Origin of the sequence: Denitromonas ohlonensis (assembly GCF_007625205.1) — a bacterium.
GTDB classification, from domain to species: domain Bacteria; phylum Pseudomonadota; class Gammaproteobacteria; order Burkholderiales; family Rhodocyclaceae; genus Nitrogeniibacter; species Nitrogeniibacter ohlonensis.
The window spans coordinates 79,557-101,518 of sequence record NZ_VMNI01000008.1 but is presented as its reverse complement, the minus strand read 5'-3'; the positions used below and the strand labels follow the sequence as shown (position 1 = coordinate 101,518).

General features: G+C 64.0%; 21 protein-coding genes and 1 riboswitch. Of the genes, 4 read left to right on the top strand and 17 right to left on the bottom strand.

The features are described from left to right. From FHP89_RS10210 to FHP89_RS10150, 13 genes are all read right to left on the bottom strand, one after another. A complete protein-coding gene (locus FHP89_RS10210; RefSeq protein WP_144175861.1) occupies nucleotides 1-882 on the bottom strand; it encodes a hypothetical protein in 882 nt (293 codons plus the stop codon). 9 nt (nucleotides 883-891) lie between these two features. Next, nucleotides 892-2,820: a T6SS phospholipase effector Tle1-like catalytic domain-containing protein gene (locus tag FHP89_RS10205; protein ID WP_144175858.1), complete on the bottom strand. Its 1,929-nt coding sequence runs from the start codon at nucleotides 2,818-2,820 to the stop codon at nucleotides 892-894. Beyond that, nucleotides 2,721-3,284 carry a DUF3304 domain-containing protein gene (locus FHP89_RS10200; RefSeq protein WP_144175855.1) on the bottom strand — a complete coding sequence of 188 codons (564 nt, stop codon included), beginning with the start codon at nucleotides 3,282-3,284 and terminating at the stop codon, nucleotides 2,721-2,723. The genes FHP89_RS10205 and FHP89_RS10200 overlap by 100 nt, the downstream gene beginning before the upstream one ends. After that, nucleotides 3,281-4,231 (bottom strand): DUF4123 domain-containing protein, encoded by a 951-nt coding sequence (locus FHP89_RS10195; RefSeq protein WP_144175852.1) that lies wholly within the window; start codon nucleotides 4,229-4,231, stop codon nucleotides 3,281-3,283. The genes FHP89_RS10200 and FHP89_RS10195 overlap by 4 nt, the downstream gene beginning before the upstream one ends. A 14-nt stretch (nucleotides 4,232-4,245) precedes the next feature. Further along, on the bottom strand, nucleotides 4,246-7,125 hold the full coding sequence (locus tag FHP89_RS10190) for a type VI secretion system Vgr family protein (RefSeq protein WP_144175850.1): 2,880 nt from the start codon (nucleotides 7,123-7,125) through the stop codon (nucleotides 4,246-4,248). A 76-nt stretch (nucleotides 7,126-7,201) separates the two neighbouring features. Next, nucleotides 7,202-7,558 (bottom strand): TfoX/Sxy family protein, encoded by a 357-nt coding sequence (locus FHP89_RS10185; RefSeq protein WP_144175847.1) that lies wholly within the window; start codon nucleotides 7,556-7,558, stop codon nucleotides 7,202-7,204. A 13-nt stretch (nucleotides 7,559-7,571) separates the two neighbouring features. After that, nucleotides 7,572-8,408, bottom strand: a complete 837-nt coding sequence (metF, locus tag FHP89_RS10180) for a methylenetetrahydrofolate reductase [NAD(P)H] (RefSeq protein WP_144175844.1) — start codon at nucleotides 8,406-8,408, stop codon at nucleotides 7,572-7,574. Continuing rightward, a complete protein-coding gene (locus FHP89_RS10175; protein ID WP_144175842.1) occupies nucleotides 8,405-9,250 on the bottom strand; it encodes a TlyA family RNA methyltransferase in 846 nt (281 codons plus the stop codon). Before FHP89_RS10175 ends, metF begins: the two co-directional genes overlap by 4 nt. Before the next feature lie 23 nt (nucleotides 9,251-9,273). Continuing rightward, nucleotides 9,274-10,149 (bottom strand): carbon-nitrogen hydrolase family protein, encoded by an 876-nt coding sequence (locus FHP89_RS10170; protein ID WP_144311370.1) that lies wholly within the window; start codon nucleotides 10,147-10,149, stop codon nucleotides 9,274-9,276. Then, a complete protein-coding gene (locus tag FHP89_RS10165; RefSeq protein ID WP_144175837.1) occupies nucleotides 10,146-10,802 on the bottom strand; it encodes a GNAT family N-acetyltransferase in 657 nt (218 codons plus the stop codon). The genes FHP89_RS10170 and FHP89_RS10165 overlap by 4 nt, the downstream gene beginning before the upstream one ends. Before the next feature lie 72 nt (nucleotides 10,803-10,874). Then, nucleotides 10,875-12,284, bottom strand: a complete 1,410-nt coding sequence (gene ahcY, locus FHP89_RS10160) for an adenosylhomocysteinase (protein ID WP_144175834.1) — start codon at nucleotides 12,282-12,284, stop codon at nucleotides 10,875-10,877. 82 nt (nucleotides 12,285-12,366) lie between these two features. Further along, nucleotides 12,367-12,467, bottom strand: a riboswitch (S-adenosyl-L-homocysteine riboswitch). Nucleotides 12,468-12,525: 58 nt separating this feature from the next. Next, nucleotides 12,526-13,398 (bottom strand): NAD(P)-dependent oxidoreductase, encoded by an 873-nt coding sequence (locus FHP89_RS10155; RefSeq protein WP_144175831.1) that lies wholly within the window; start codon nucleotides 13,396-13,398, stop codon nucleotides 12,526-12,528. 67 nt (nucleotides 13,399-13,465) lie between these two features. After that, nucleotides 13,466-14,554 carry a calcium/sodium antiporter gene (locus FHP89_RS10150; protein ID WP_144175828.1) on the bottom strand — a complete coding sequence of 363 codons (1,089 nt, stop codon included), beginning with the start codon at nucleotides 14,552-14,554 and terminating at the stop codon, nucleotides 13,466-13,468. Nucleotides 14,555-14,696: 142 nt separating this feature from the next. On the opposite strand from FHP89_RS10150, the gene FHP89_RS10145 reads away from it, so the two are divergent. From FHP89_RS10145 to FHP89_RS10125, 4 genes are all read left to right on the top strand, one after another. Next, complete coding sequence (locus FHP89_RS10145; protein WP_222105361.1) at nucleotides 14,697-16,709, top strand: C13 family peptidase; 2,013 nt, start codon at nucleotides 14,697-14,699, stop codon at nucleotides 16,707-16,709. A gap of 24 nt (nucleotides 16,710-16,733) precedes the next feature. Beyond that, nucleotides 16,734-16,940, top strand: a complete 207-nt coding sequence (locus tag FHP89_RS10140; RefSeq protein ID WP_144175825.1) for a hypothetical protein — start codon at nucleotides 16,734-16,736, stop codon at nucleotides 16,938-16,940. Between the two features lie 342 nt (nucleotides 16,941-17,282). After that, nucleotides 17,283-17,699 (top strand): hypothetical protein, encoded by a 417-nt coding sequence (locus FHP89_RS10130; RefSeq protein ID WP_144175819.1) that lies wholly within the window; start codon nucleotides 17,283-17,285, stop codon nucleotides 17,697-17,699. Further along, the gene (locus tag FHP89_RS10125; RefSeq protein WP_144175816.1) at nucleotides 17,696-18,109 is read left to right on the top strand and encodes a hypothetical protein; all 414 of its coding nucleotides are present in this window, start codon (nucleotides 17,696-17,698) and stop codon (nucleotides 18,107-18,109) included. Before FHP89_RS10130 ends, FHP89_RS10125 begins: the two co-directional genes overlap by 4 nt. 48 nt (nucleotides 18,110-18,157) lie before the next feature. On the opposite strand, the gene FHP89_RS10120 is transcribed toward FHP89_RS10125, so the two are convergent. The 4 genes from FHP89_RS10120 to FHP89_RS10105 form a co-directional block, all read right to left on the bottom strand. Then, nucleotides 18,158-18,760, bottom strand: coding sequence for a 2-hydroxychromene-2-carboxylate isomerase (locus FHP89_RS10120; RefSeq protein ID WP_144175814.1), 603 nt, complete (start codon nucleotides 18,758-18,760; stop codon nucleotides 18,158-18,160). 480 nt (nucleotides 18,761-19,240) lie between these two features. Then, a complete protein-coding gene (locus FHP89_RS10115) occupies nucleotides 19,241-19,816 on the bottom strand; it encodes an NnrU family protein (protein ID WP_144175811.1) in 576 nt (191 codons plus the stop codon). Between the two features lie 208 nt (nucleotides 19,817-20,024). Beyond that, on the bottom strand, nucleotides 20,025-21,014 hold the full coding sequence (locus FHP89_RS10110) for a DUF6998 domain-containing protein (RefSeq protein ID WP_186300238.1): 990 nt from the start codon (nucleotides 21,012-21,014) through the stop codon (nucleotides 20,025-20,027). Nucleotides 21,015-21,087: 73 nt separating this feature from the next. Then, a complete protein-coding gene (locus tag FHP89_RS10105) occupies nucleotides 21,088-21,918 on the bottom strand; it encodes a tetratricopeptide repeat protein (RefSeq protein WP_186300237.1) in 831 nt (276 codons plus the stop codon). Nucleotides 21,919-21,962 lie beyond the last annotated feature (44 nt).

Genomic DNA, 21,962 nt, shown 5'->3' with positions numbered 1-21,962 from the left:
TTATGGATGGGGTTCGGTGACGCGAAGCGTTGCTACTAACTCGACCGTCTTGTGATCAAGGGGTACCGAAACAAACTGCCGGCCGTCACTTCCGGTATTTGCGACGAAGAGATAGGCGCGGCCGCCGGAGATATCGATTAACCGTCCTTGGACGTTTTCACCTGCACCATTCTCGTCGCGAATACGCACGCATGGCGCCACTCGGGCTTGGCGAAGATCACACGTCTGTGCAGTTATCACTTGGATCTTTGCATCGGCGCTTCCGCTGGATACCCCCAGAGAAGGGATATACACGACCATGACAAATAGCAAAGAAAGCACGAGGCTCATGATCAAATACACCGCGCTGGCGGCGGAAACAAAACCCAACGGCACTGCCAGCCAGCCGAAATACCCCAATAGTCGGGATCGACGAGGTGTCAGCCGGCGAAACACCCGAAGGGCTGGCGCGATGTAGTGATGTGCTCTGAGTGCTGTGGTCATTTGGCCGAGTGTTGGCCTGATGATTGGGCGCCAAGCCTGGGTCAGGTAGATGGCGATCGTCAATGTTATGCCAAGTGCCGCCATCAGCAGCTGGACTGTTTGGCTTGATAACCACGATTCTAGCCATGAAAGAAAGGTTCCCAGATTCCATATGCGGGCCATCGGCTCTGTCCAGTGCATCAACGGCCGATAGCTGCGCATCAGAAAATCCAGCGGCGACCGTCCGACCATTTCTGGGCTTAGGCCGAAGGGTTCCAGGTACGCAAGATCGTACCCGTAGCCGATTAGGGTCAAAGCCAGCGTCAGCACCGAAATCAGCAGTGCGAAACTCGTTGCCCAACCAGCTACGCCCAGTCGGCACTTGTGTGGTGGTGGGGCTTCGGTGAGGGTGTTCTCCATGATTGCGAATCAGCTCCGATCAAACACTACCCGGCGGCGCACATGGCCGTCGCTCTCTCGTCGCGTGTCCGTCATGCGCTTGACCGTCAGTTCAGTGATCTTGTCCTCCATGTCCAGCAGGTCCTCATAGTCCGAGTCTTGCATCACCGGGAAGCTGCCGGGAGATCTGGCGTCCTCTGCCAGCATGCGTCCCTCGAACGCGGTGAGCGTTTCGCCGCGACGCTGCTTATCCTTAGCTAACTGCAGCTTTTCGGCCCTGTCGTAGGTGCCCAAGGGGCCGGCAAGATAGAACGACGCATGTGAATCGTGCACATGCTCGTCAAAGAAGGCATGCACCGGTTCGGGCACCTCGCTGGTGCGCGCCGCTTCATCGATGGCCGCCTGATACACGGGTGTCGATGTTGCCGGCGGTAGCTGGCGGCCGGGTATTGGGTGCATTGTCCGGCGTCGCTCCATGTCGTCTTTCCGGCGCTTGCGCTCCATTGCCCGGGCAACGTCGCGCTGGAAGTCGCCCTCACTCGCCGTCAGGTCTTCGCGGTCTTGCGCATTGGCGCGCTGGTAGCTGGTCAGCTTCTTGAACTGCGGCGCCACGCGCAGGCGCCAACGCCAGTAAAGGCGCATGTGCTTGAACAACAGGTCTTCGACCTTCGCCGCCGAGCCGGCGGACCAGACGGTGTAGTCGCGGAAACGGGTGGCGAGGGTGGGGTCGATTTTGAGGTCGTCGACGACTTCGTCCTTGTTTTCAGTTACAAGCGTCGTGGGATCGAGCAGCGGCACCCCTGACTTGCGCGCTTCCAGATACATATTCACCAGCGGCACCTGCGAGGCCAGCAAGGCCCGACGGCCCGGTGCCTTGCCCTGTTCGCCCGGTGCATAACCACCACCCACATCCGAATGCGCGCCTGGGTACACCACTTCAACGCAATTGGCCGGATAGGCCGCGCCATCGCGCGCCGTGCTCAGCGGGAAGGACTTGCGGATTTCGTGTGCCGCCACATAGTGCACACAGCGCTCGATGGCCGGTGAGATGGCCATGCTGCCGTCCGCCCAGTCCATCAAGCCATCACCGCCAATCGGCGACGAATCGGCCAGGCCCACCGAGGCCACGGTATCGAACAAGCCCATGAACTGGAAACGGATCGGGATGCCGCAAAACGTATAAGCACCGGCCTCGGACTTGCAGCATTCCAGAACCCAGTTCGCCCAGGCGCGCGCCTGCGCCGCCCCGCGAGAGAAACCGAAGGTCGAGACGTTGATCAGTGTGATTTCCGGTTTCTGATGGGCGATGGACTGCCGCAGACGGCGTTCCGCCTGTTCGAAGAAAGCGCGTCGTTTGCCCGAGAAGAGCGTCCAGCCATTTTTGAGGGTGTCTGGATTACGGATGGACGTTTTGGCTTCGCCAGCCGCTATGAGGTTGCGGCCATGGATGGCCCAATTGACTGCGTTGTAGAGCTGGATCATGGCCCAGTACAAGCGGGCCTCGCCGCCGGTGGCCATGGATTTACCATTGGAGGACTCAGTCGTCTCGCCGATCTCGGGAAAAGCCGTCCCTACACCGGGGACGTAGTAGGCGTAATAGCCTTCTTTTCGTTCATCTCGAAACGCATCATGCAGCACGACAACATTGGAATGGCTGCGCGCGTTCGGGTTCGGAATCAGCTCCTGGTCGCGATGCTTGTTGTTATTGGTGCCATCAAAGAACATGCCGACCCAAATGGTCTGTCGACAGCTGGGTTTCTTCGTGTCGGCGATACAACCGTAGGCGGCAACTCGCTGAGCTTGCTCTCGGGCAGACAATGCGCGCAGACCGGGGAGGTTTGTTGGGGGCGTAGTGGCGCTCATGGCTCCATGAACCTCTTCATTTCTGCGTCTGTGAATGGGCGCTGGTCGATGTCTCCGAGTTTGGAGAGGAGTTTTGACGGATGGCCTGCGTGCCAAGGGCTCTTGTCCGTCACATAAATCTTGATTTCGTCGTTCGGCAGGAAGAACACCTGGGTTTCGTCAAGCACGTCGTACGGCTCGATGGGGACGGTTTTCTTAAGAGTTTTCTTGGGCCAGTTCCCTACGTTTTCCAGTGTGCATTCCGATGACTTTGGTACTCCACAATCGCTTCGTCGCCACTCGACCGTCACCTGCAGCCCCTCATGCCACTTGTTCGGAATCATCACGCAGCACACCGAGCCCCCGCCGCTGCCAATGCCTACGCCGCTACCCCAGACACCATCAACGTAAAACTCCTGAACGCCCTCCGAGCTGAAGTTGTAGCGCGACAAGGAACTGGCCGTGATGTTCGGGTCGGGCCGGTCGTCGTTGGTGACATCGCAGGCGGTCAGCGTCAGTAGCGCGAACAAGGCGCAAAGCGTGGCGCGCCATCGGGCGGGGTGGATGAGGGTGTGAATCATTGCGGCTCCGATGCTGAGGCGACGGCGGAAGCATCCGCCATGGCTTCGATTTGATCCCAGATGTCATTGTCCCAATTCGCCAGCGCATCGGTAAATCGCAATGTGCCGCGACGGGTTGCGTCGAAGGTCGGTACCAGGGCCGGGAGCGTGTGGAAGTGTTCGGATGCGCTCCAGGCGAGGGTGATGAACTGGCGTTGATCGGGGGCGTCGGTGATGCCGTGGCTGCGGGCAATGCCGAGCAGCGCGTCAAGCCGGCGCCACAGCGCGGCGGGTTCGGCGTTGGGGATGATTTCGGGGGTGTGCTCGTTCAGCATGTCGAACAGCGTATCGGCTTCGGCGGTTTGCATGAGGGCGGCAAATTGCGCGTCGTTGAAGCGGATGCTGGTTTCGTCGCCGAGGGGGGCTGCGGCGTTGGCTGGCGCGATATTCGTCGTCTGTAGGGTGCCGTCACGAGCGACCCAGGCCCATCGACGCGCCGTGTCGGCGAGCCGTGTCGTTTGTGCCGGATCAAGAATGCCAAGCACATTGGGCAGGATGCGGGTGTCGGCGTAGCGGCAGTAGAGCCGGGTGTCGTCGGCACATTGCGCGTCGGCCAGCCACTGCAGCGTGTGACACTCGGGCGCTCCGTCGCGTGTTGCGACTTCAAGCACCGACAACGCTGGGTGGCCATCGGTGAGCGAGAGCAGGCGTTCAAGTGCCGATGCCTCGACTGCTCCCAGAGCGAATAGCCGAGGTCCGAGTTCGCCGTATGCTGCGTAGCGACCGCCCGCGAGGAGCGGCGTCGACGGCCCAATTGCACGGCCGAGATGGCGATGCGCGCTTGCGTCGAGCATGCTCATATCGACCAGGGCATAAGGGGCGTGCGATGCGTCGGCGCAGTGTGCCAGCCACTGCACCAATTGCGTGGCAAGGCCGGCGTGATGAGCGTTTTGCAGGAAGCGGGGCATTGTGTCGTCCGTCCTTACTGCATGGTGGCGAAGGGGGATCCCGCTTTCATCGCTGCCAGCAGACACTCCTTGCAGACGGTTTGCGGGAATGTCGGTAGTCCATAGTCGCCACGCGTCGGTCCGGCAAAGCTCTTCTTGCTCGCATGCACCGTAATCGTGCCCGGGCACTCGACCGTGATCCCGCCATCGATGGTGATGCTCGCGCCGCCCTCGGTGGCCAGCACGATGCGTTTGCCGGCGGCGAAGTCGATGTGTTCGGTGATCGAGACCATCTCCAGATCGTCGCGCGCTTGAAACTTCATCTCATCGCTTTGCGCCTGCATCTCGATGTCGTCTTTGGCAGCGATCATGGTGATGCCGGTGTTGTCCGCGCCGGCCCGAATGGCGCCGGCGAGCAGGCCGATGGCCTGGCCGGTGTGGATTCGGGTTTTGCCGGCGACGGCGAGGTTGGTGTCCTCGCCGCTGATGAGGCTGATGGTTTCGCCATTACTCAGCTGAATGTGCCCGCCGGCGACGAAGCCGAGGCCGGCTTTGGCGGCCTGGATGATGGCGGCGTCCGTGAGGTGGGGGAGCTTGCCGGCGGTGGCGGTGTTCTTTTGCTTGGCGTCGGCCAAGGCGGCGTCGAAATCGGCGCCGTCGACCATGCCGCGGGCGACGGTGTGCAGGGCCTTGAGCGGGGCGGCGTTTGGGTCGATGGCGCTTTGCTGGGGACCACCGCTGCCGATGGCGGCGGCGAGCTGCACGGTTTGATGGGTGGCGGCGGCTTTGCTGAGCGTTTGGGCGAGGGCGTCGGCCTGACCGAGCAGGGCGGCGGCGGGGGCCATGTCGCCGGCCGGCTCGGCGTCGGTGTGCTGCGCCCAGGTGCTCAGGGTGATGCCGCGCGCGGCGCGCAGCGCGCCCCAGGCGTCGGTGCGTAGCTCGGCGCCGGTGCCGCGGAAACTGCCGCGGTAGTTGTCGGCCTGGTGGATGAGGTGGCCGAGGTTGAGCTGCGAGGCGTATTGGGTGCTGTGCACGGCGGCGCGTTGCTGGTTGTCGGTGTCGTCGAAGACCAGCTGGTTGTGGCCGGCGAAGCGGCCATGGGCGCCGAATTCCTTGGTTTTGAAGCCACTGAGCGCGGCGGCGTGATTGTGTTGGCTGGCCGCTGCGCCGTGCCAGGCGGGGCTGTTGCCAGCGGTCAGATTGCCTTGCGCGGCGGGGCTGTGGTCGGTGGATTGCTCGAAGACTGAGCGGTCGACAGGCTTGGCGTCGGCGCCGCCGGGCGTGGGCGTGATGCCGCCCTCGCCCTGCCCGTTGTAGAGCGCGCCGAGCACCAGCGGGCGGTCGATATCGTTGCCGAGGAAGGTGACGAAGACTTCCTGCCCGATGCGCGGTAGCGCCTGCCAGCCCATGCCGGGGCCGGCCTGGCGCGTGACCACGCGCACCCAGCAACTGCCGCGGTCATCGGCGGTGTGGGCTTGCTGCCAGTGAAAGCGGATCTTGATTCGCCCGAGCCGATCGCACCAGATCTCGTCAGCGCCATTGGGGCGGGTTTCGCCGTTGGGGCCGACGACGACGGCGCTCATCGGGCCATGGACGGTGGGGCGCGGGTTGAGGCGGGCGCCGGTGTCGTCGGTGAGTTGGGGGCGCCAGGGGCGTGTACCGGGCTGTGCCTCGAAGGCGTTGGCGTAGCCGCGCTCGGCGGCGAGGGCCAGGGCCTCGGTGGGGAGGGCGTGCGGTGCGCGGATCGGGGCGGCGTCGTCTTCGCCGGTGGTGGCCTCGTCGATCATCAGCGCGGCCGCACCCAGGCGTTTGGCGATGGCGGCCATGGGCTCACCGCTCAGGTTGTTGATGCCGATGTGGGTGAGCGCTAGCAGGCTGAGGCGTGGCGGTTCGGCGGCATTGGCGGTGGCGGCGGGGATGGGGCTCGGCGCATCGAGCAGGTCAAACGCGGTGCCGGGGCGGAAGCTGCGCACCGTGCTGCGCCCCTGGAAGGTGGTGTGACGCGCTTCGAGCGCTTCCATCATCAGGTGCTGGTAGCGCTCGGCTTCGCGCGCGTTGGCAAAGGCGTAGAGGCCGGCGTCGTCATAGGCTTCCAGCGCCGGGGCCTGTGTGCCGCCGATCGACAGCGCCGTGGGCAGGCTGACGGCGACGGCGCGCTTGGCTTTGTAGTCATAGCTGAGCACGGAGCCGATGGCCGCGCCGAAGCGTCGGCACTCGCCAAAGGCGACGATAGCGTCTTGATCTTCTTGCGAATCGGCGCGGTGAAAGCGGATGCCGCGGCCGCCGTTGGCGTGCTCGGAGAGCGCATCTTCCGGCCAGCGCGGGCTGTCGGCAAACAGGCGCAGGCGGTGGCCGGCCGGCGCGCCGGTGTCGTCTTCGATGCACCAGCCGATGCCCTCTTCGGCCAGCAGGCGCGAGACGAAGGTGTAGTCGCTTTCCATGTATTGCACGCAGTAGCTGCGCGGGCGGGCATCGGCGAGAAACTCGGCCACCTCCTCGCTCCAGTGCCAGGCGGCATGCTCGGCGTAGTCGGCAAACACCGCGTCGACGATTTGCACCACAGTCTTGTCCTGAAAGACCCGGTTGTGCCGCCCCCGCGAGAGCAGCCAGGTCCACGGCACCAGCGTGATGCGGTAGCGACAGAAGCCGCCGTCGGCGCCGAGCTTGAGCACCGAGCGCACCAAACCCGAGCGCGAACTGCGGCTGCCGTCGGACAGCGTGCTGTGCAGCGTGACCGCCTGGCCGAGCATGTGTTTGAGCTCGATGAAAGCGTCGGTGGAGAGCAGATCGATGCAGAACTCAAAGCCCGACGACACCGCCTCGGCGCCCCACCAGGCTTCGACAGGCAGGTCGAAAGCGGCGTCGCGCCATTCAAGCGCGAACAGGCGGGTGTCGGAGGAGAAGGGTGAGAACATGTGAGCGCCCTGAGATCAGCGGGCACTCATTTTACATAAATTATGACGTTTGGAATTGCCGGAAGATGCCGGAGGATCAGCGGGGCTTCTTCGGTTTTCGGTTGCGCAGGGCACAGTCGATGGCCAGACGGGCCCAGGGAGCCATCGCCGCCGGGCTGTCGAGGGCTTCGTCGGGGGCGGTCCAGTAACCCATCGAGAAGGTTTTGCCGTCCGCTTGTGTGTAGATGAAGCGCTGGCAGCCGGCGTCGGCAAAGGCTTGTTCGCTTTGCGTGTCGGCTTTCAGATAGAGCGTGTCCCAGGCCTCGAGGGCGAAGAACAGCTCGTCGAGATAAAAGCCCCAGCCGCCGAACATGGGTTTGACCCGGATCGAGCCCAGCGGCGCGAACAGCTCTTGCGCGTGGGTGACGATCTCGGGGGGCGGCTTGCGGGGCATGGCGGGCGGCGGGTCAGGCTTTCAGGCCGAGGCGCTCGACGATGGTGCTGGTCGGGCCGGCCATGTTCATGCAGTAGAAGTGCAGGCCGGGCGCGCCTTCTTCGATCAGCCGCGCCGTCAGGTCGGTGACCACATCGAGGCCGAAGGCTTTGATCGAGTCGGTGTCGTCGCCGTAGCTCTCGAACTTGCGGCGCATCCAGCGCGGGATCTCGGCGCCGCAGGCGTCGGAGAAGCGGGCGAGTTTGGAGAAGCTGACGATGGGCATGATGCCGGGCACGATGGGGATCTCGATGCCCATGGCGACGCATTCGTCGCGGAAGTGCAGGTAGGCGTCGAGGTTGTAGAAATACTGGGTGATGGCCGAGTTGGCGCCGGCGTCGACCTTGCGCTTGAAGGCGGCGAGGTCGGACTGGGCGGTGCGCGCCTGGGGGTGGTATTCGGGGTAGGCGGCCACTTCGATGCTGAACCAGTCGCCGGTTTCGCGGCGGATGAATTCGACCAGTTCGTTGGCGTAGCGCAGCTCGCCGGCTTCGACCGCGCCGGAGGGCAGGTCGCCGCGCAGGGCGACGATGCGCCGGATGCCCTTGTCCTGATAGCGCTTGAGAATGTCGCGGATGCTGTCACCGGTGGCGCCGACGCAGGACAGGTGCGGTGCGGCGGCGAGGCCCTCGGCCTGGATCTCGAACACGGTTTCGAAGGTGCGCTCTTGCGTCGAGCCGCCCGCGCCGTAGGTGACGGAGAAGAACTCCGGCTGCAGCTGGGCGAGCTGGGCGCGGGTGCCGCGCAGTTTGTCGACGCCGGCCGGGGTTTGCGGCGGGAAGAATTCGATGGAGAAAGGTGTCGGGTTCATGCGTCGTCTGTCAGTTCGTTGAGATGGGCGGCGAGGAAGAATTCGCGGTTGCCGTCGCCGCCGGTGATCGGGCTGTCGAAGTAGTCATCGACGGTGAGGCCGGCGGCTTCGGCGGCAGCGCGGATGCGGGTTTCGACGCCGGCGTAGAGGCTGTGGTCGCGCACGATGCCGCCTTTGGCGAGACCCTCGCGGCCGACTTCGAATTGCGGTTTGACCAGCGCCAGCACGCGGCCGCCGGGGCGCAGCAGCGCCGGCCAGCGCGGGATCAACAGGGTGAGCGAGATGAAGCTGGCGTCGCACACCAGCAGGTCGAAGCCGCCCTCGGGCCAGGCCTCGCCGAGGGCGGCGGGGGTCAGGTCGCGGGCGTTGAGGCCTTCGAGGCAGGTGATGCGCGGCTCGTCATGCAGCGAGGAGTGCAGTTGGTCATGACCGACTTCGACACCCACCACGCGGCTGGCGCCCGATTGCAGCAGGCAGTCGGTGAAGCCGCCGGTGGACTGACCAACGTCGAGCACCGTGAGGCCGTGGGCCGACCCGTGGCAGTGCGCCATGGCGCCGGCCAGCTTGAGCCCACCGCGCGAGACGTAGCGATCCTCGGCGTCGGGGACGACCAGCAGTGGCGCGTCTTCGTCGAGCGCGAGCGAGGCTTTGCTGATGGTTTGATCGCCGAGGCGCACCCGGCCGGCGGCGATCATGCGCTGTGCGGTGGTGCGCGAGGGGGCGAGGCCGCGGGCGACGAGCAGGCTGTCGACCCGTTGCAACCCGTGCCGGTCGACCGCCGGCGCAGCGTCGACCGTGGGGGTCGGCGCCGGGCGGGCGGTACGGCGGTGGAAGGACTTCACGGGCGCGCCCGGCGTGTGCTCATTTACTTGACCTTGATGACTTCGACCGGGTGTTCGTAGACGTCTTTGCGCTTGTCGTAGAGCGGGATGGTGGTGCCGCTGAGACGGTTGCTCTCCAGATCGGCCAGGTCGACGTCGGCGACCACGATCTGCTCGATGTTGGCGGTGCCTTCGGCGGCGATGCCGTCGCGCGCAAAGGCGAAGTCCGAGGGGGTGATGATGCTGGCCTGGCCGTAGTGCAGGCCGAGGCCTTCGACGGCGAGGTTGCCGACGGTGCTGGTCATGACCACGAAGACCTGATTTTCGATGGCGCGGGCGTGGCAGCAGTAGCGTACGCGCAGGAAGCCCTGGCGGTCATCGGTGCAGGAGGGCACGAAGAGGATGTCGGCACCGGCCTCGCAGACCATGCGGGCGAGCTCGGGAAACTCGATGTCATAGCAGATCAGGATGGCGATCTTGCCGAAGGGGGTGTCGAACAGGCGCAGCTGGTCGCCGGCGTCGGTGTTCCACTTCTCGCGCTCCCAGCGGGTGCGGTGGATCTTGTCCTGCTCGTAGATTTCGCCGGTGGGGGTGAAGTAGTAAGCGGTATTGAGCAGGCGGCCGTCTTCGGTCAGCGTGGGGTGGCTGCCGCCGATGAGGTGCACGTTCCACTGTGCGGCCAGCTCCTGCATCAGATCCTTGTAGCGCTTGGTGTAGTCGTTCATGTTGCGCACGGCGTCACGCACATCGGTGGTGTCCATGAAGGACAGCAGCTGGGTGGTGAAGATCTCGGGCAGCAGCACGAACTGCGGTTTGTAGTCGCCGGCGGCTTTCATGATGAAGCGCACCTGGTTTTCGAAGCCCGACCAGTCGTGGATCTGACGCAGCAGGTATTGAACAGCCGCAATGCGAACGATCACAGGGCAATCTCCTCGGGGATGGTGGTGGGTCGCGTCGGATCGTAGTCGCGATTGAGCCAGACGATCACCGAGGCGCAGCCGTGCGACTGTTCGTCTTCGGGGATGTAGCCTTCAATTACGCCGCAATAGCTGAAGCCTTCCTTGATCTGAAAGCTCAGCACCTGGTCGCGCAGGTCACCCCACACGACTTTTTGCGCATAGAACTCGGCACTCATTTCATCGGCGTAGCGGTGGTAGCCGGGCAGCCGGCCGCAGGCGATGATGCGTCGCAGATTCATGGCACGGCACAGCGTGCGTCGCGCTTCGTACAGCAGATGACCAACGCCACTGCCTTGCATCTCGGGGGCCACAAACACCTCGGCGCCATAGAGCGTCTTGCCCTCGGGGTCGTGGTGCTCAAAGGTGCCGGCACCGGTGATTTCTTTCCAGGTATGCGATTCAGCCCAGTCGTCCCACAGCACGATCATGGAACTGGCGCAGCCAACAATGCCGCTGTCGGATTCGGCCACCACCTGACCTTGTGGAAACACCTCGAGCTGCTCGCGCAGCTTGCGGCGACTCCAGGGCGGAATCGAGGGGTAAACGCGGGCTTGAAGCTCGATCAAGGCGGGAATGTCGTCTGGCCGAGTCTGGCGCACCCAAGGACGAGTCATGCGGTGTCTCCTGCGTGAATGGCCCCGACTGCCTGCGGGCGCAGAGTTGGCAGTCGGGGGCCGTTGCTTCAATCAATAACGATAGTGTTCCGGCTTGTACGGGCCAGCCTTGGGCACGCCGATGTAGTCGGCCTGCTCGTCGGTCAGCTCGGTGAGCGTGACGGCCAGCTTCTTGAGCTGCAGACGGGCAACCTTCTCATCCAGGTGCTTGGGCAGCGTGTACACGCCCACAGGATACTCCGCCGTGCGGCTGTAAAGCTCGATCTGCGCGATGGTCTGGTTGGCGAAGGACGAGCTCATCACATAGCTCGGGTGGCCCGTGCCGCAGCCCAGGTTCACCAGTCGGCCCTTGGCCAGCAGGATGATGCGTTTGCCGTCCGGGAAAATGATGTGATCGACCTGCGGCTTGATCTCTTCCCACTCGTACTTTTCGAGCGCGGCGACTTCGATTTCGTTGTCGAAGTGGCCGATGTTGCAGACGATGGCCTGGTCTTTCATGGCGGCCATGTGGTCGTGGGTGATCACGTGGAAGTTGCCGGTGGTGGTCACGAAGATGTCGCCATGGCTGGCGGCGTAGTCCATGGTGACCACGCGGTAGCCTTCCATCGCGGCTTGCAGTGCGCAGATCGGGTCGATTTCGGTGATCCACACCTGCGCCGACAGCGCGCGCAGCGCCTGGGCTGAGCCCTTGCCCACGTCGCCATAGCCGGCGACCACGGCGATCTTGCCGGCGATCATCACGTCGGTGGCGCGCTTGATGCCGTCCACCAGCGACTCGCGGCAGCCATACAGGTTGTCGAACTTCGACTTGGTCACCGAATCGTTCACGTTGATGGCCGGGAACTTGAGTTCGCCGCGCTGGTGCATCTGGTACAGGCGGTGCACGCCGGTGGTGGTTTCTTCGGTCACGCCCAGGATCTTCTCAAGGCGGGTCGAGTACCAGCTCGGGTCGGTGGCCAGCTTGGCGCGGATGGCGGCGTACAGAATGGTCTCTTCTTCGGAGGTCGGCTTGTTCAGCACCGACAGATCCTTCTCGGCGCGGGCACCCAGATGCAGCAGCAGCGTGGCATCGCCGCCGTCGTCGAGAATCATGTTCGAGTAGCCGCCATCGGCCCACTCGAAGATGCGGTGGGTGTAGTCCCAGTAGTCGGTCAGCGTTTCGCCCTTGACCGCAAACACCGGCACGCCCGAGGCGGCGATGGCCGCGGCGGCGTGGTCTTGCGTCGAGAAGATGTTGCACGAGGCCCAGCGCACTTCGGCGCCCAGCGCGGTCAGCGTCTCGATCAGCACCGCGGTCTGGATGGTCATGTGTAGCGAACCGGTAATGCGCGCGCCCTTGAGCGGCTGGGTCTTGGCGAATTCCTCGCGGATCGCCATCAGGCCCGGCATTTCGGTTTCAGCAATGTTCATCTCGCGGCGGCCAAAGGCGGCCTGGGAGATGTCGGCAATTACGTAATCGTTGAAGTCAGTCACAGCGTTCATCAAAGAACTCCTGGCTATGACCGGGGGGAGGCGGTACGGCACCGTGGCCGGCTCACGCACCTCCCGTGCCCGGCACGGGTTGATGTCGTGAGCGCCGTTGGTTCTCACCGCGTGTTGCTGCGGCTTCCGAGCCTGGGGCGTCGGTCAGGGCAACCTGACGACCTCGCAGCGCTCCTCGGAAAAGGCAGCCAGTATACGACAAGGCGCTGAAAAAACTGAAATCCGGGCCGACGAGCGAGGCTCAGGAGCTGCCTGGGCGGCAGGCCTTGAGCACGGCGGCGTCGTCTTCCTCGGCCCATCCGAGCGTGCAGGTGCGTTGCAAAACGGCTTGCGCCGCCACGCCCAGCGTTGCCGGCTGATCGACCGCGCGGGCGCAGTCCAGCGCCAGGCCGATGTCCTTGGTCAGAATGCGGGCGTGGGCGCGCGGGGCGAAGTCGCCGTCGAGCGCGCGCGGCATGCGGTCGGCCGCCATCCACGACTGGCCCGAGCTGGCGCAGACCACGTCGAGCACCGTTTTGGGATTCAGGCCCAGCCGCTCGGCCAATGCAAAGGCTTCGCCGGCGGCGGTCAGGTTGATCGCCGCGAGCAGGTTGTTAACCAGCTTGGCCTTGGCGCCGTCGCCGGGGTGGGGGCCGATCACGAAGCGCGGCTCGGCCAGTTGCGCCAGCAGCGGCGTGAGCGATTCGATCAGTTCCGGATCGCCGCCCAGCATCATGCTCATGCTGCCGGCCCGGGCGCGTGCCGGGCCGCCGGAGATCGGCGCGTCCAGCGTCTTCCAGCCGGCGCGGGACAAATGCTCGGCGCAGTGCGCCACATCGTCTGGCGCGATGGTGCTGCAGATCAGCACCGCGCGGCCGTCGCCGTCGACGGTGGCCACGCCATCGGCGCCGAGCAAGACCTCGCGAGTCTCCTCGCCGGTGCCGACCACCGTGATGACCACATCCACCGACTCGGCCAGCGCCGCCGGGCTGGTGGCGATGACGGCGCCGGCGGTGTGGGCGATGGTCTCCGGCCCGCGGCGCAGATCGCGCACCGTCAGCGCGACGCCCCGCTCGCTCAGATTGAGGGCCATGGCCAGGCCCATGTTGCCAATGCCGATGATGCCGACGCGCATCCCGTGCTCCTGAAAGTCCGCGCCCACGGGCGTATCGCCCGACTCTACCGCCGTCGCGCCCGCTCGGCTACGCGCCCTTGCCGGCGGCGGTGCGCCGATGCCGCCACAGGCTCACGATCAGCGTCAGCACCGTCAGCGGAATCACGAAGCTCAGCATGGCCGAGGAGAGCATCGGCGCGGCGGCGTGGTGCTGCGCCGAGAGCACCAGAAATGCGGTGTAGGCGATGTAGTAGCCCAAAAACACCACACCCTCCCAGCGCGCAATTTCACGGCCGGTGATGAACACCGGCAGGCAGGCGAAGGCCACCGCCAGCATCACCCACATGTCGAAGCTGCGTGCCGCTTCCGACACCGGCAAACCGTTGGCCGACACCAGCCCCGCCGCGCCGAGGCAGCCGAGGATATTGAACAGATTGCTGCCCACCACGTTGCCCACGGCAATGTCGCGCTCGCCACGCAGGGCGGCCATGATCGAGGTGGCGATCTCCGGCATCGAGGTGCCGATGGCCACCACGGTGAGCCCGATCACCAGATCGCTGACGCCGAAGGCCCGCGCAAAATGCGTGGCCGCGCCGACCAGCCAGTCCGCCCCCAGCACCAGCAGCCCCAGGCCGCCCAGCACCAGCAGGATCTGCGCGGGGCGCGAGGCGTCCCAACCCGCCGCTTCGGGCAGCTCGTGCAGCGCTTCTTCGTTTGCCTTGGCCGAGCCACGCCGCGCCTGAACAATCAGAAATACGGTGTACACCACCGCCAGCGACAGCAGCACGCCGGCTTCAAAACGGCTCAGCGTGCCGTCGGAGGACAGGCCCACCAGCAGCGCCGACACACCGATCAGGATCGGCACCTCCTGGCGGATGATCTGCTCCGATACCGCCAGCGGCACGATCAGCGCCGAGATGCCCAGAATCAGCAGAATATTGGCGATGTTGCTGCCCAGCACGTTGCCGATGGCCAGATCCGGGTTGCCGTCCAGCGCCGCCCCCACCGACACCGCCACTTCTGGCGCGCTGGTGCCAAAGGCCACCACCGTCAGGCCGATCACCAGCGGCGAGATGCCCCACGACAGCGCCATGCGCGAGGCGCCCCGCACAAGTGCTTCGGCGCCGGCAATGAGGGCGATGAGGCCAAGAACGAACAGACCGAGTTGAGCAAGCATGAGGAGCGCGCGCTAGAGAGAATCGTGGCGCCTTTGAGTGCTATTTGAATGCCAAGTTCCGTGTACCGCCTGTCGTCGCCGGGGCGTCTTAGATCTCATTCCAACGGTATACTTCGGCTTCAACCCCGACTCTATTCGTCTTATGACCGACTCCGACACGCTTGCTCATACCCTGGCCGTCAGCACGACCGTGGAACAACGCATGGTCGGCGTGCGCGCGGTCACCCAGCGGGTGCAGCGTGTGGGCGGTGCCCCCTGGCGCAGCATTGTCGCCATGTTGGCGCTGTGGATGGTGATTGGTGCGCTGGTGGGTTTCTTTGGCGCGGAGATGAAGGCGCTGCCCGGCGGTCAATGGCTCCCGCTCGTAGTGGTGGTGCTGGTGTTTATCGTCCTCATGCAGCGCGCCCAGGGCAAAGTGCTGCGGCGGGTGTCGGCCCAACAGCCGGGCGAGTTTCAACTCACGCTGGCCGACGAGGCGCTGGTGGTCGTGCATGCCGGCGCCACCACGCGCCTGCAGTGGCCGAGTGTCGCCGCGCTCGAGCGCATTGGCGATTTGCTGCTGATTCATCTGAACACCTGCGATGTGCTGACCGTGCCGCTCGCGTGTGTTGAACCAGACGCCGACGCCTGGTTGGCCCGCCTCGAAACGCTCAGCGGTCACCATGTCACCATCGGCGCGGTCCCGCCGCCCGAGCCGGACGCCGCCGATCAGGCCCGCCCCTGGCGTGATCTGTTCAGCAATCTCGCCGCGGGTGTGGGCCTCCTGCTGGTGCGCGCCAAGGCCACCGCCCGGCTCAAAGTGTCGCCGGCGCAACTGGTCTGGCTGCTGCTGTTCGATCTGCTCCTCATCGCCTTCGGCAACTGGTTGCTGGTCGGCACCGACAGCGAGTTCAACCGCTACGGCATGGCATCGGCGATGTTCTGGGTGCCGCTGCTGCTGCTCACCGCCTGGGCCTCGGCTCGCGCCGCCGATGACGACCGCAAGATGCTGCCCGGCGCCGTAGCGTTGGTCGCGGTGGGCATCGTCGGCACATGTATTCAGTACGCCGCCATTCTCGGCTTCCCGCTGCTCGGCGAGGGGTTCGCGATGGCAAGCGCCTACCTCTACTGGGGTTTTGTCGCCTGGCTCGTCATCGCCTCCATCGTCGCTTTGGCGCGGGCGCAGCAGCTCCTGCCCGAGCAACGCATGGGCGCCGTGCTGGCCGTGCTCGGCCTGCTCATCGCACCGCAGTGGCTGTTCAAGGACAACAGCAGTCTGTGGATTCCGCACTACGACGAAACCGCGGCCGCCGCCGAGAGCGACGCCGCGCAGGCCCGCTACGCCGCGGTCACCCACGAAGCCATCCTCTATACCCAACCGGCGCTGCTCGACGACGCCCTCGCTGCCATCGCGCCCGGCCGCCTCGGCGTGCCCGAACTGTTCGTGCTGTCGGTCGGCGGCCATGCCAATCAGGACGTGTTCCTGCGTGAAGTGCGCGCCGTCGATACGCTCTTCCGCGAGCGTTTCGACGCCGAGGGCCGCAGCCTGGTGCTGGTCAACAACCCCGCCACCGTCAACACCTTGCCGATTGCCAGCGTCACCGCGCTGGCGCGCAGCCTCAAGGTGTTTGGCCAGCGCATGAACGCCGACGAAGACGTGCTGGTGGTTTTCCTCACCTCGCACGGATCGGAAGAACACCGCTTCGACCTCAGCCTGTGGCCCTATCGTTTTGATGAACTCACGCCCGAGGTGCTCCGCCACCAGCTCGACGCCGCCGGCATCCGCTACCGCGCGCTCATCGTCTCTGCCTGCTACTCCGGCGGCTTCGTGCCGGCGCTGGCCGATCCCAACACGCTGGTCATGACCGCCTCCCGCGCCGACCGCAACTCCCACGGCTGCAGCCACAGCGCCGACTGGACCTTCTTCGGCCGTGCCCTGTTCAACGAAGCCCTGCGCGACACCTACGCGTTCGACACCGCCTTCACCCAGGCCAGCGCGGCTGTTGCCGTGCGTGAAGCAGCCGAAGGCTACGACCCGTCCGAACCGCAGATCGCCCTGGGCGAGGCCGTCGCGCCGGTGCTGACGGCCATCGAACGACGCTTGCAGGTGAACGCCATGGGGCAAGGGCAGATGGCGGAGACTGTTCTGCCGGCTTCGCGCGTCGCCGCTCGGTAGCGCGCTATCCACGGTGCGAGTGAGGTGGTCGTGAAGAAAACGGTAGTGAAAATTGGCTTCGGGTTTCTGCTGGCGGGACTGATCGCGGCGATCGTCGGCGCGTATCGCGTTGGCGGCGCGACGGCTTGTGCCGGCCAATGTGCGGTTCGCGGCAAGGTTTCCGAGTACACGCCACCGGTTGTGGGCTATCGCGGTCACGTGGTCAAAGCCGAGATCTGTCGGTGTTTCTAGTGCGGCGGTGCGGCGAGGCCGGGCGGAACCGCGAGCCTCTGATCCGCCGTCGCTCGGCTTGCATCAGTCGTCCTTCGCCATCAGCGCCCGCTCCACAAAATCCAGCCGGTCCTGCCCCCACAACACCTCCGTGTCGCCGCTGGCCGAGCCCAACACCCTGGTCGTGACCGCCTCCCGCGCCGACCGCAACTCCCACGGCTGCAGTCACAGCGCCGACTGGACCTTCTTCGGCCGCGCCGCTGCAAGGGCGCTAGCCGGCAGTCATGGCGGGCGTACAGGCTTTCAATCTATGCCAGCGTCGTTTATGGTTTGGCCCTCGCGCAACTGGATTGAGTTTGCAAGATGCGACGTCACATCAACACGCTGAACGGGCTGATCACCCTGATCAACGACGATCCCTTGGCCCCGTCGCCGGATCTGCCCGTGTCGTCTGTCCTCGCGCAGATGATCGAGACCGTGGTCAAGACGACGAACCTGTCGATCAATATCAACAGCACCACCGGCGGCGTCCATTCGCCGCGCAGTTTCCACTACCATGGGCAGGCGCTGGACATTAACCGGCTCGATGGCAAACGGATCGACGATGTGAGCAACGGGGCGGCGGTTCAGGTGTTTCAGCAGGCGGTTGCGGCGCATGCCGATGTGGCAGAGTGCTTTGGCCCGTTCATCAATATTCGCAAGCGCGGCGCGCTGGTCGAGCAACGACCCGATTTGCGCATTCGCCATGTGAACCACCTTCATATTTCGTCACAGACATGATGCGCAAACGACTGCTGGCCGTGCTGTTGGCACTCACCGTGACGGCCTGCGTCCATGCACCGTCGCTGGTGCAGTTTGCCAATAACGCAGAGCTTGTCGCACAAAGCCCCTCGCCCATGGCGCCGCTCTTTGTGCGCCTGTTCCGGCTTCAGGCCGTGGGGGAATGCGATGGCCCGCGCTGCCCCGAAGTCACGATGCAGATTGCGGTGTCGGAATCGGGTGAATACCCGCGGCAAGCGCTCTTCGCCACACCGCCCGCCGACGACTGGCAGTTCGTCGAGTGGGGACAGTCGCCGCGAGACGAAGCGGACATCGGCCCGGTTGTCTTCACCTTGAAAACAACCCGCGACGGCGCATCGCGCTTGCAGCGTTTTGCGGTGACGCTCGACGGCTTGCGTTCCCTGGATTGATTCCGCAACGCCCGGACGCCGCACCGACGCCGGCCGAAGGCCGCCCGGTCAATCCGGCTCAGCGCCCAGCGCTCTTTCCACAAAATCGAGCCGGTCCTGCCCCCAGAACACTTCCGTGCCCACCACACAAGTCGGCACGCCAAACACGTTGGCGCGGATCGCGTCTTCGGTATTGGCCGCCAGCGTGTCGGCGTGACCCGGCGCGCCTGCCTTGTCCAATAGCTCGGGCGGCAGCAGCGTGGCGACAAGCGCGTGGCGCACCACGGTGTCGTCAGCGAGGTTGCGGTTGTCGGTCCATAGCGCTTTGCCGAGGGCCACGGTGAGGGGCAGCGCGTTGAATCCGGCATCGACGGCAGCGAGCACCGTGCCGATCGCGAGGCTTTCATCGACCGGGAAGTGCGCCGGTTGTATGTGCATTGGCACGCCCAGCCATCGGCTCCAGCGCGCCAGTTCCTGCAGTCGATACGCCTGGCGCGCCGGCGGGCGGTCACGCAAGAGCTGACTGCCGGTGGCGGCGAACAAGGTCGGTAGCTGTACCGGCTTGAGCCGCAGCTCGGCCCCCGTGCGCTCGACAATGCCGCCGAGCTGGCGGGTGGCGAGGTAGCTCCACGGGGAGTTGAGGACGAAGTAGTAGTCGAGGGGCTGGGGCATGGGGGCGGCGTCCTGTCGTTTTTATGGGGTGGCGTTGGCGGATCGGCGATCCGGGGCGCGACAGGAGCATGCTGGCACAGGCGGGATGTTGATTGCCAGCGGGGTTGGCTTTCGGTTTTGGTGCTTTCGACTTGTTATCGTTGGCCGGGTCTCGCCCCGGCGGGCGAGTAACTTCTTTGTCGCGACAAAGAAGTTACCTAGAAAACGCCCCCGCTGTACCGCCGGCTTCGCCGGTCCCCTCTCTACGCCCGCGCCCGGCGGGTCGTGTCGCAAACTCGCCCTGCGGGCTCAAACAAGCGACACGACAATTCCCGCCGTCCCCGGCCTCCGTTCGGCGCTACAGAAGGGGAGGGCCACGCGGGCTCGGCTCCGCCATCGCCCGCGCGGTGCCGTAGGGTGGGTGGCTTGCCACCCACCATCGCTCCGTGATGCGGCCAAATGGTGTATCTCAAAACCGGCCGCCGAAAGCCGCGCGGCCGATCACCCCGGAATCAGCGCCACCCCAATCAACCAACCATGCAGGCCAAAGACGAAGGCGACGTAGAGCGCCAACCCGCCCACAATCGCAATCACATCATTGGCCTTGCCCGCCGGCAGCGCCGGCAACGCACGCGGGGCGCGGCGCTTGAGTGAAATCCGGTCGGCCACCGCCCAGATGAGAAACCCCCCGAACAGCAACACATCCGCCAGCATGCCATTGGCCAACAGATGCGCCAGCGCCCACAGCTTGGTCGCCACGAGCGTCGGATGCCGCGCAACGCGCTGAATGCGGCCGGGCAGATAGGTGGCGAGAAACAGCGGAAATACCGGCACGAGCAACAGCAGCGCAAGGTGCCGCAAGCCCATCGGCGGCGTGTAAAGCACCACCGGCTCCATCCGCGCGGCGCCATAGCCATAAATGATGAGCACAAAGCCCGCCAGCGACACCAGCGAGTACAGCCCCTTCCACCCCGCCTCACCGAGGCGGGCGTGCATCCGGTCGCGCCAGGGCGCGTTGAAGATGGATACCGAGTGCGCGCCGAGAAACAGCAGCAGGCCAAGGATGAGCAGGGTCATGGGTGAGTCTCCGGAAGCGGTTGCGTTCGACTGTGCCGGTCGATTGTTGCTCGGTCAAGACAGAACCTTTGTCGCCAAGAGCAGGGCAATGAAATTTTGGATTTCAAGACTTGCCCCTCAAGCTCCGGCGAGTTCGATATCGCACTGCTGGTTCTGCGGAAGAACGCTGAGTCGGTGATTACTTCAGTCCATCCCTAGATGTTGAATCTTAAGACCTGTTACCGGTGATTTCTGATACCGAATGGGCATGAATCGCGCGCAGGACTCGTACACCGAGGACCCGGGTGTTCAATCGTGCACCCGCAGCGCTGCAGACCGGCACGTTCAATCGGTCGGCGATTTCTCGCAAGAAGGGATGCGTCGGGGTCTGAATATCACCAGAGCGGAAGATTCGAATCGTTCCTGACTCCATTTGCTGGACAAGAAACTCTTCGAATTCGGCTTCGTCTCGAACAAAACAGTCATCGACACCTTGTTCATCCTCTCGGAAACAATCCTGCTCCGTCAGTTCCTCCTGTGCCTCACATGCATCGTCGGGCTCTCCTTGTTCCGCAACTATCGCCCTGATAATCAACGAGCCCAACTGTCTTGTGTTCAACGTTATGCCAGTTGCGCTTACGACTGATACATTGAGCCGCGGCGCCAACTCGCGAAGCACGGGTTTGACGGGCGTGACCAGCCCGCCATTCCGCTCGGCCTGAATGGTTCCGTTCTCTAGTTCACGTAGAGTTGTGCCTTGATAAGTGACTTCGCGGACCGAACGGAGATCGGAGTGTTTAGGCGCTCCTTGCGCCAATGCCGCAAGTTGCAAACGACGCATGCCGTCTTGACCAAGCTGCAGACGCGGCACCAACGAAGTAGCCAGCTCATCAAGAAGCGTTTCAACTTGCATGTCCTCCGTATTTACGCGCAGAACAATGATTCGATCGACCTCGGCAAGCGTTGTCTCCCGAAAAAGGACCTGCCCTCGAATCGCCTGCCGAGCGGTCGTCTTCACGGAGATTCTCTCACCCTTTTCACTCACGACATCATATCCCGGCTGATTCACCCGATTGGCTAGTTGCCCATTTGTCGTCATTGCAACATAAAGCTCCCCGATTCGACCCACCAAGTGTCTCAATTCGGTTGGGGCAACACCCCATTGAAGCTCGCGTTCAAACCACGCCATGGCTTCGCCAAGGGACTGAATCAATTGCATCTGTGTTAGAGCCATCGTCTACTTCCGTGCGCAAAAAATTAGACAAAACCAAGTGTTTGTGGCCTTGGTGCAATCAGTTGAGTGTTTGTCGGGACAAACTACCTCTGGAATCGCAATGCGTTTCGGCAACATACTTGCGAGCCGTCTCGGTGAATTCCTGCCGAGCCGTATCATCCAAGGCTGCAAAGAACTTTTGCTGCCGTTTTAATGCTTCCGAACGCCATGGCTCCTCAGGTTCCAATTCCACCGCAATGCAAAAGTGAAGCAGGGCATACTGATGATTCTCTTCGAGAATTCTTCCTTCCCAGTGAAGCTCGCCGAGCTGAATATGTGCGCTAGCAAGTAGAGAATCAGCAGCGAATCTAAATAGCCGAACTGCGACTTCTTCGTTCGAGCTGTTTAGCTGGCCGTTTAGATGTAGCAAGCCGAGGTTCATTGCAGCCAACTCATCTCCCTGCATCACGGCCTTTTCATACCATTGCGCGGCCTCCTCAAGGTCACGGTGGCCACCCCGTCCCATTTCGAGCATCCGTGCATAGTGCATCTGCGCGTCCCGAATCCCCTCGGCTGCCGCGAATCCGTACCAGCGGCGTGCTTGTTCAGGGTTGCGCTCGCCACCCTCGCCGTAGTCCAACATGTTGCCAAGAAAGTACCCAGCCATCGAGTGCCCCATCTCGGCGGCGACCTGATATAGCCCTTTTGCAGCCACCCGGTCCACGTCAAACGGCGAAGGCTCACCTGTCTCGTCGTGCATAAGCGCGAGGTGAAAAATTGCTTCCGCTTGGAGTGCCCCCGGCGTTTCCGCGTGCTCTGCAATGATTGCAATGGCTTGGTCATCGCCCCTACGTGCTTTCTTTTCTAAGTCGCGAAGGTATTCTTGGTTCTCCGACAATCGCGCGTTCATGATCACCCTCCTTGTGCAAAACGTACGCGTACGACCTGAGACTG

What these genes read in the sequence shown, in the direction of transcription:
- FHP89_RS10210 (WP_144175861.1), bottom strand. Translation starts at nt 882, where the DNA reads ATGGAGAACACCCTCACCGAAGCCCCACCACCACACAAGTGCCGACTG.
- FHP89_RS10200 (WP_144175855.1), bottom strand. Translation starts at nt 3,284, where the DNA reads ATGATTCACACCCTCATCCACCCCGCCCGATGGCGCGCCACGCTTTGC.
- FHP89_RS10195 (WP_144175852.1), bottom strand. Translation starts at nt 4,231, where the DNA reads ATGCCCCGCTTCCTGCAAAACGCTCATCACGCCGGCCTTGCCACGCAA.
- FHP89_RS10190 (WP_144175850.1), bottom strand. Translation starts at nt 7,125, where the DNA reads ATGTTCTCACCCTTCTCCTCCGACACCCGCCTGTTCGCGCTTGAATGG.
- FHP89_RS10185 (WP_144175847.1), bottom strand. Translation starts at nt 7,558, where the DNA reads ATGCCCCGCAAGCCGCCCCCCGAGATCGTCACCCACGCGCAAGAGCTG.
- metF (WP_144175844.1), bottom strand. Translation starts at nt 8,408, where the DNA reads ATGAACCCGACACCTTTCTCCATCGAATTCTTCCCGCCGCAAACCCCG.
- FHP89_RS10165 (WP_144175837.1), bottom strand. Translation starts at nt 10,802, where the DNA reads ATGACTCGTCCTTGGGTGCGCCAGACTCGGCCAGACGACATTCCCGCC.
- ahcY (WP_144175834.1), bottom strand. Translation starts at nt 12,284, where the DNA reads ATGAACGCTGTGACTGACTTCAACGATTACGTAATTGCCGACATCTCC.
- FHP89_RS10155 (WP_144175831.1), bottom strand. Translation starts at nt 13,398, where the DNA reads ATGCGCGTCGGCATCATCGGCATTGGCAACATGGGCCTGGCCATGGCC.
- FHP89_RS10150 (WP_144175828.1), bottom strand. Translation starts at nt 14,554, where the DNA reads ATGCTTGCTCAACTCGGTCTGTTCGTTCTTGGCCTCATCGCCCTCATT.
- FHP89_RS10145 (WP_222105361.1), top strand. Translation starts at nt 14,697, where the DNA reads ATGACCGACTCCGACACGCTTGCTCATACCCTGGCCGTCAGCACGACC.
- FHP89_RS10130 (WP_144175819.1), top strand. Translation starts at nt 17,283, where the DNA reads ATGCGACGTCACATCAACACGCTGAACGGGCTGATCACCCTGATCAAC.
- FHP89_RS10125 (WP_144175816.1), top strand. Translation starts at nt 17,696, where the DNA reads ATGATGCGCAAACGACTGCTGGCCGTGCTGTTGGCACTCACCGTGACG.
- FHP89_RS10120 (WP_144175814.1), bottom strand. Translation starts at nt 18,760, where the DNA reads ATGCCCCAGCCCCTCGACTACTACTTCGTCCTCAACTCCCCGTGGAGC.
- FHP89_RS10115 (WP_144175811.1), bottom strand. Translation starts at nt 19,816, where the DNA reads ATGACCCTGCTCATCCTTGGCCTGCTGCTGTTTCTCGGCGCGCACTCG.
- FHP89_RS10110 (WP_186300238.1), bottom strand. Translation starts at nt 21,014, where the DNA reads ATGCAATTGATTCAGTCCCTTGGCGAAGCCATGGCGTGGTTTGAACGC.
- FHP89_RS10105 (WP_186300237.1), bottom strand. Translation starts at nt 21,918, where the DNA reads ATGAACGCGCGATTGTCGGAGAACCAAGAATACCTTCGCGACTTAGAA.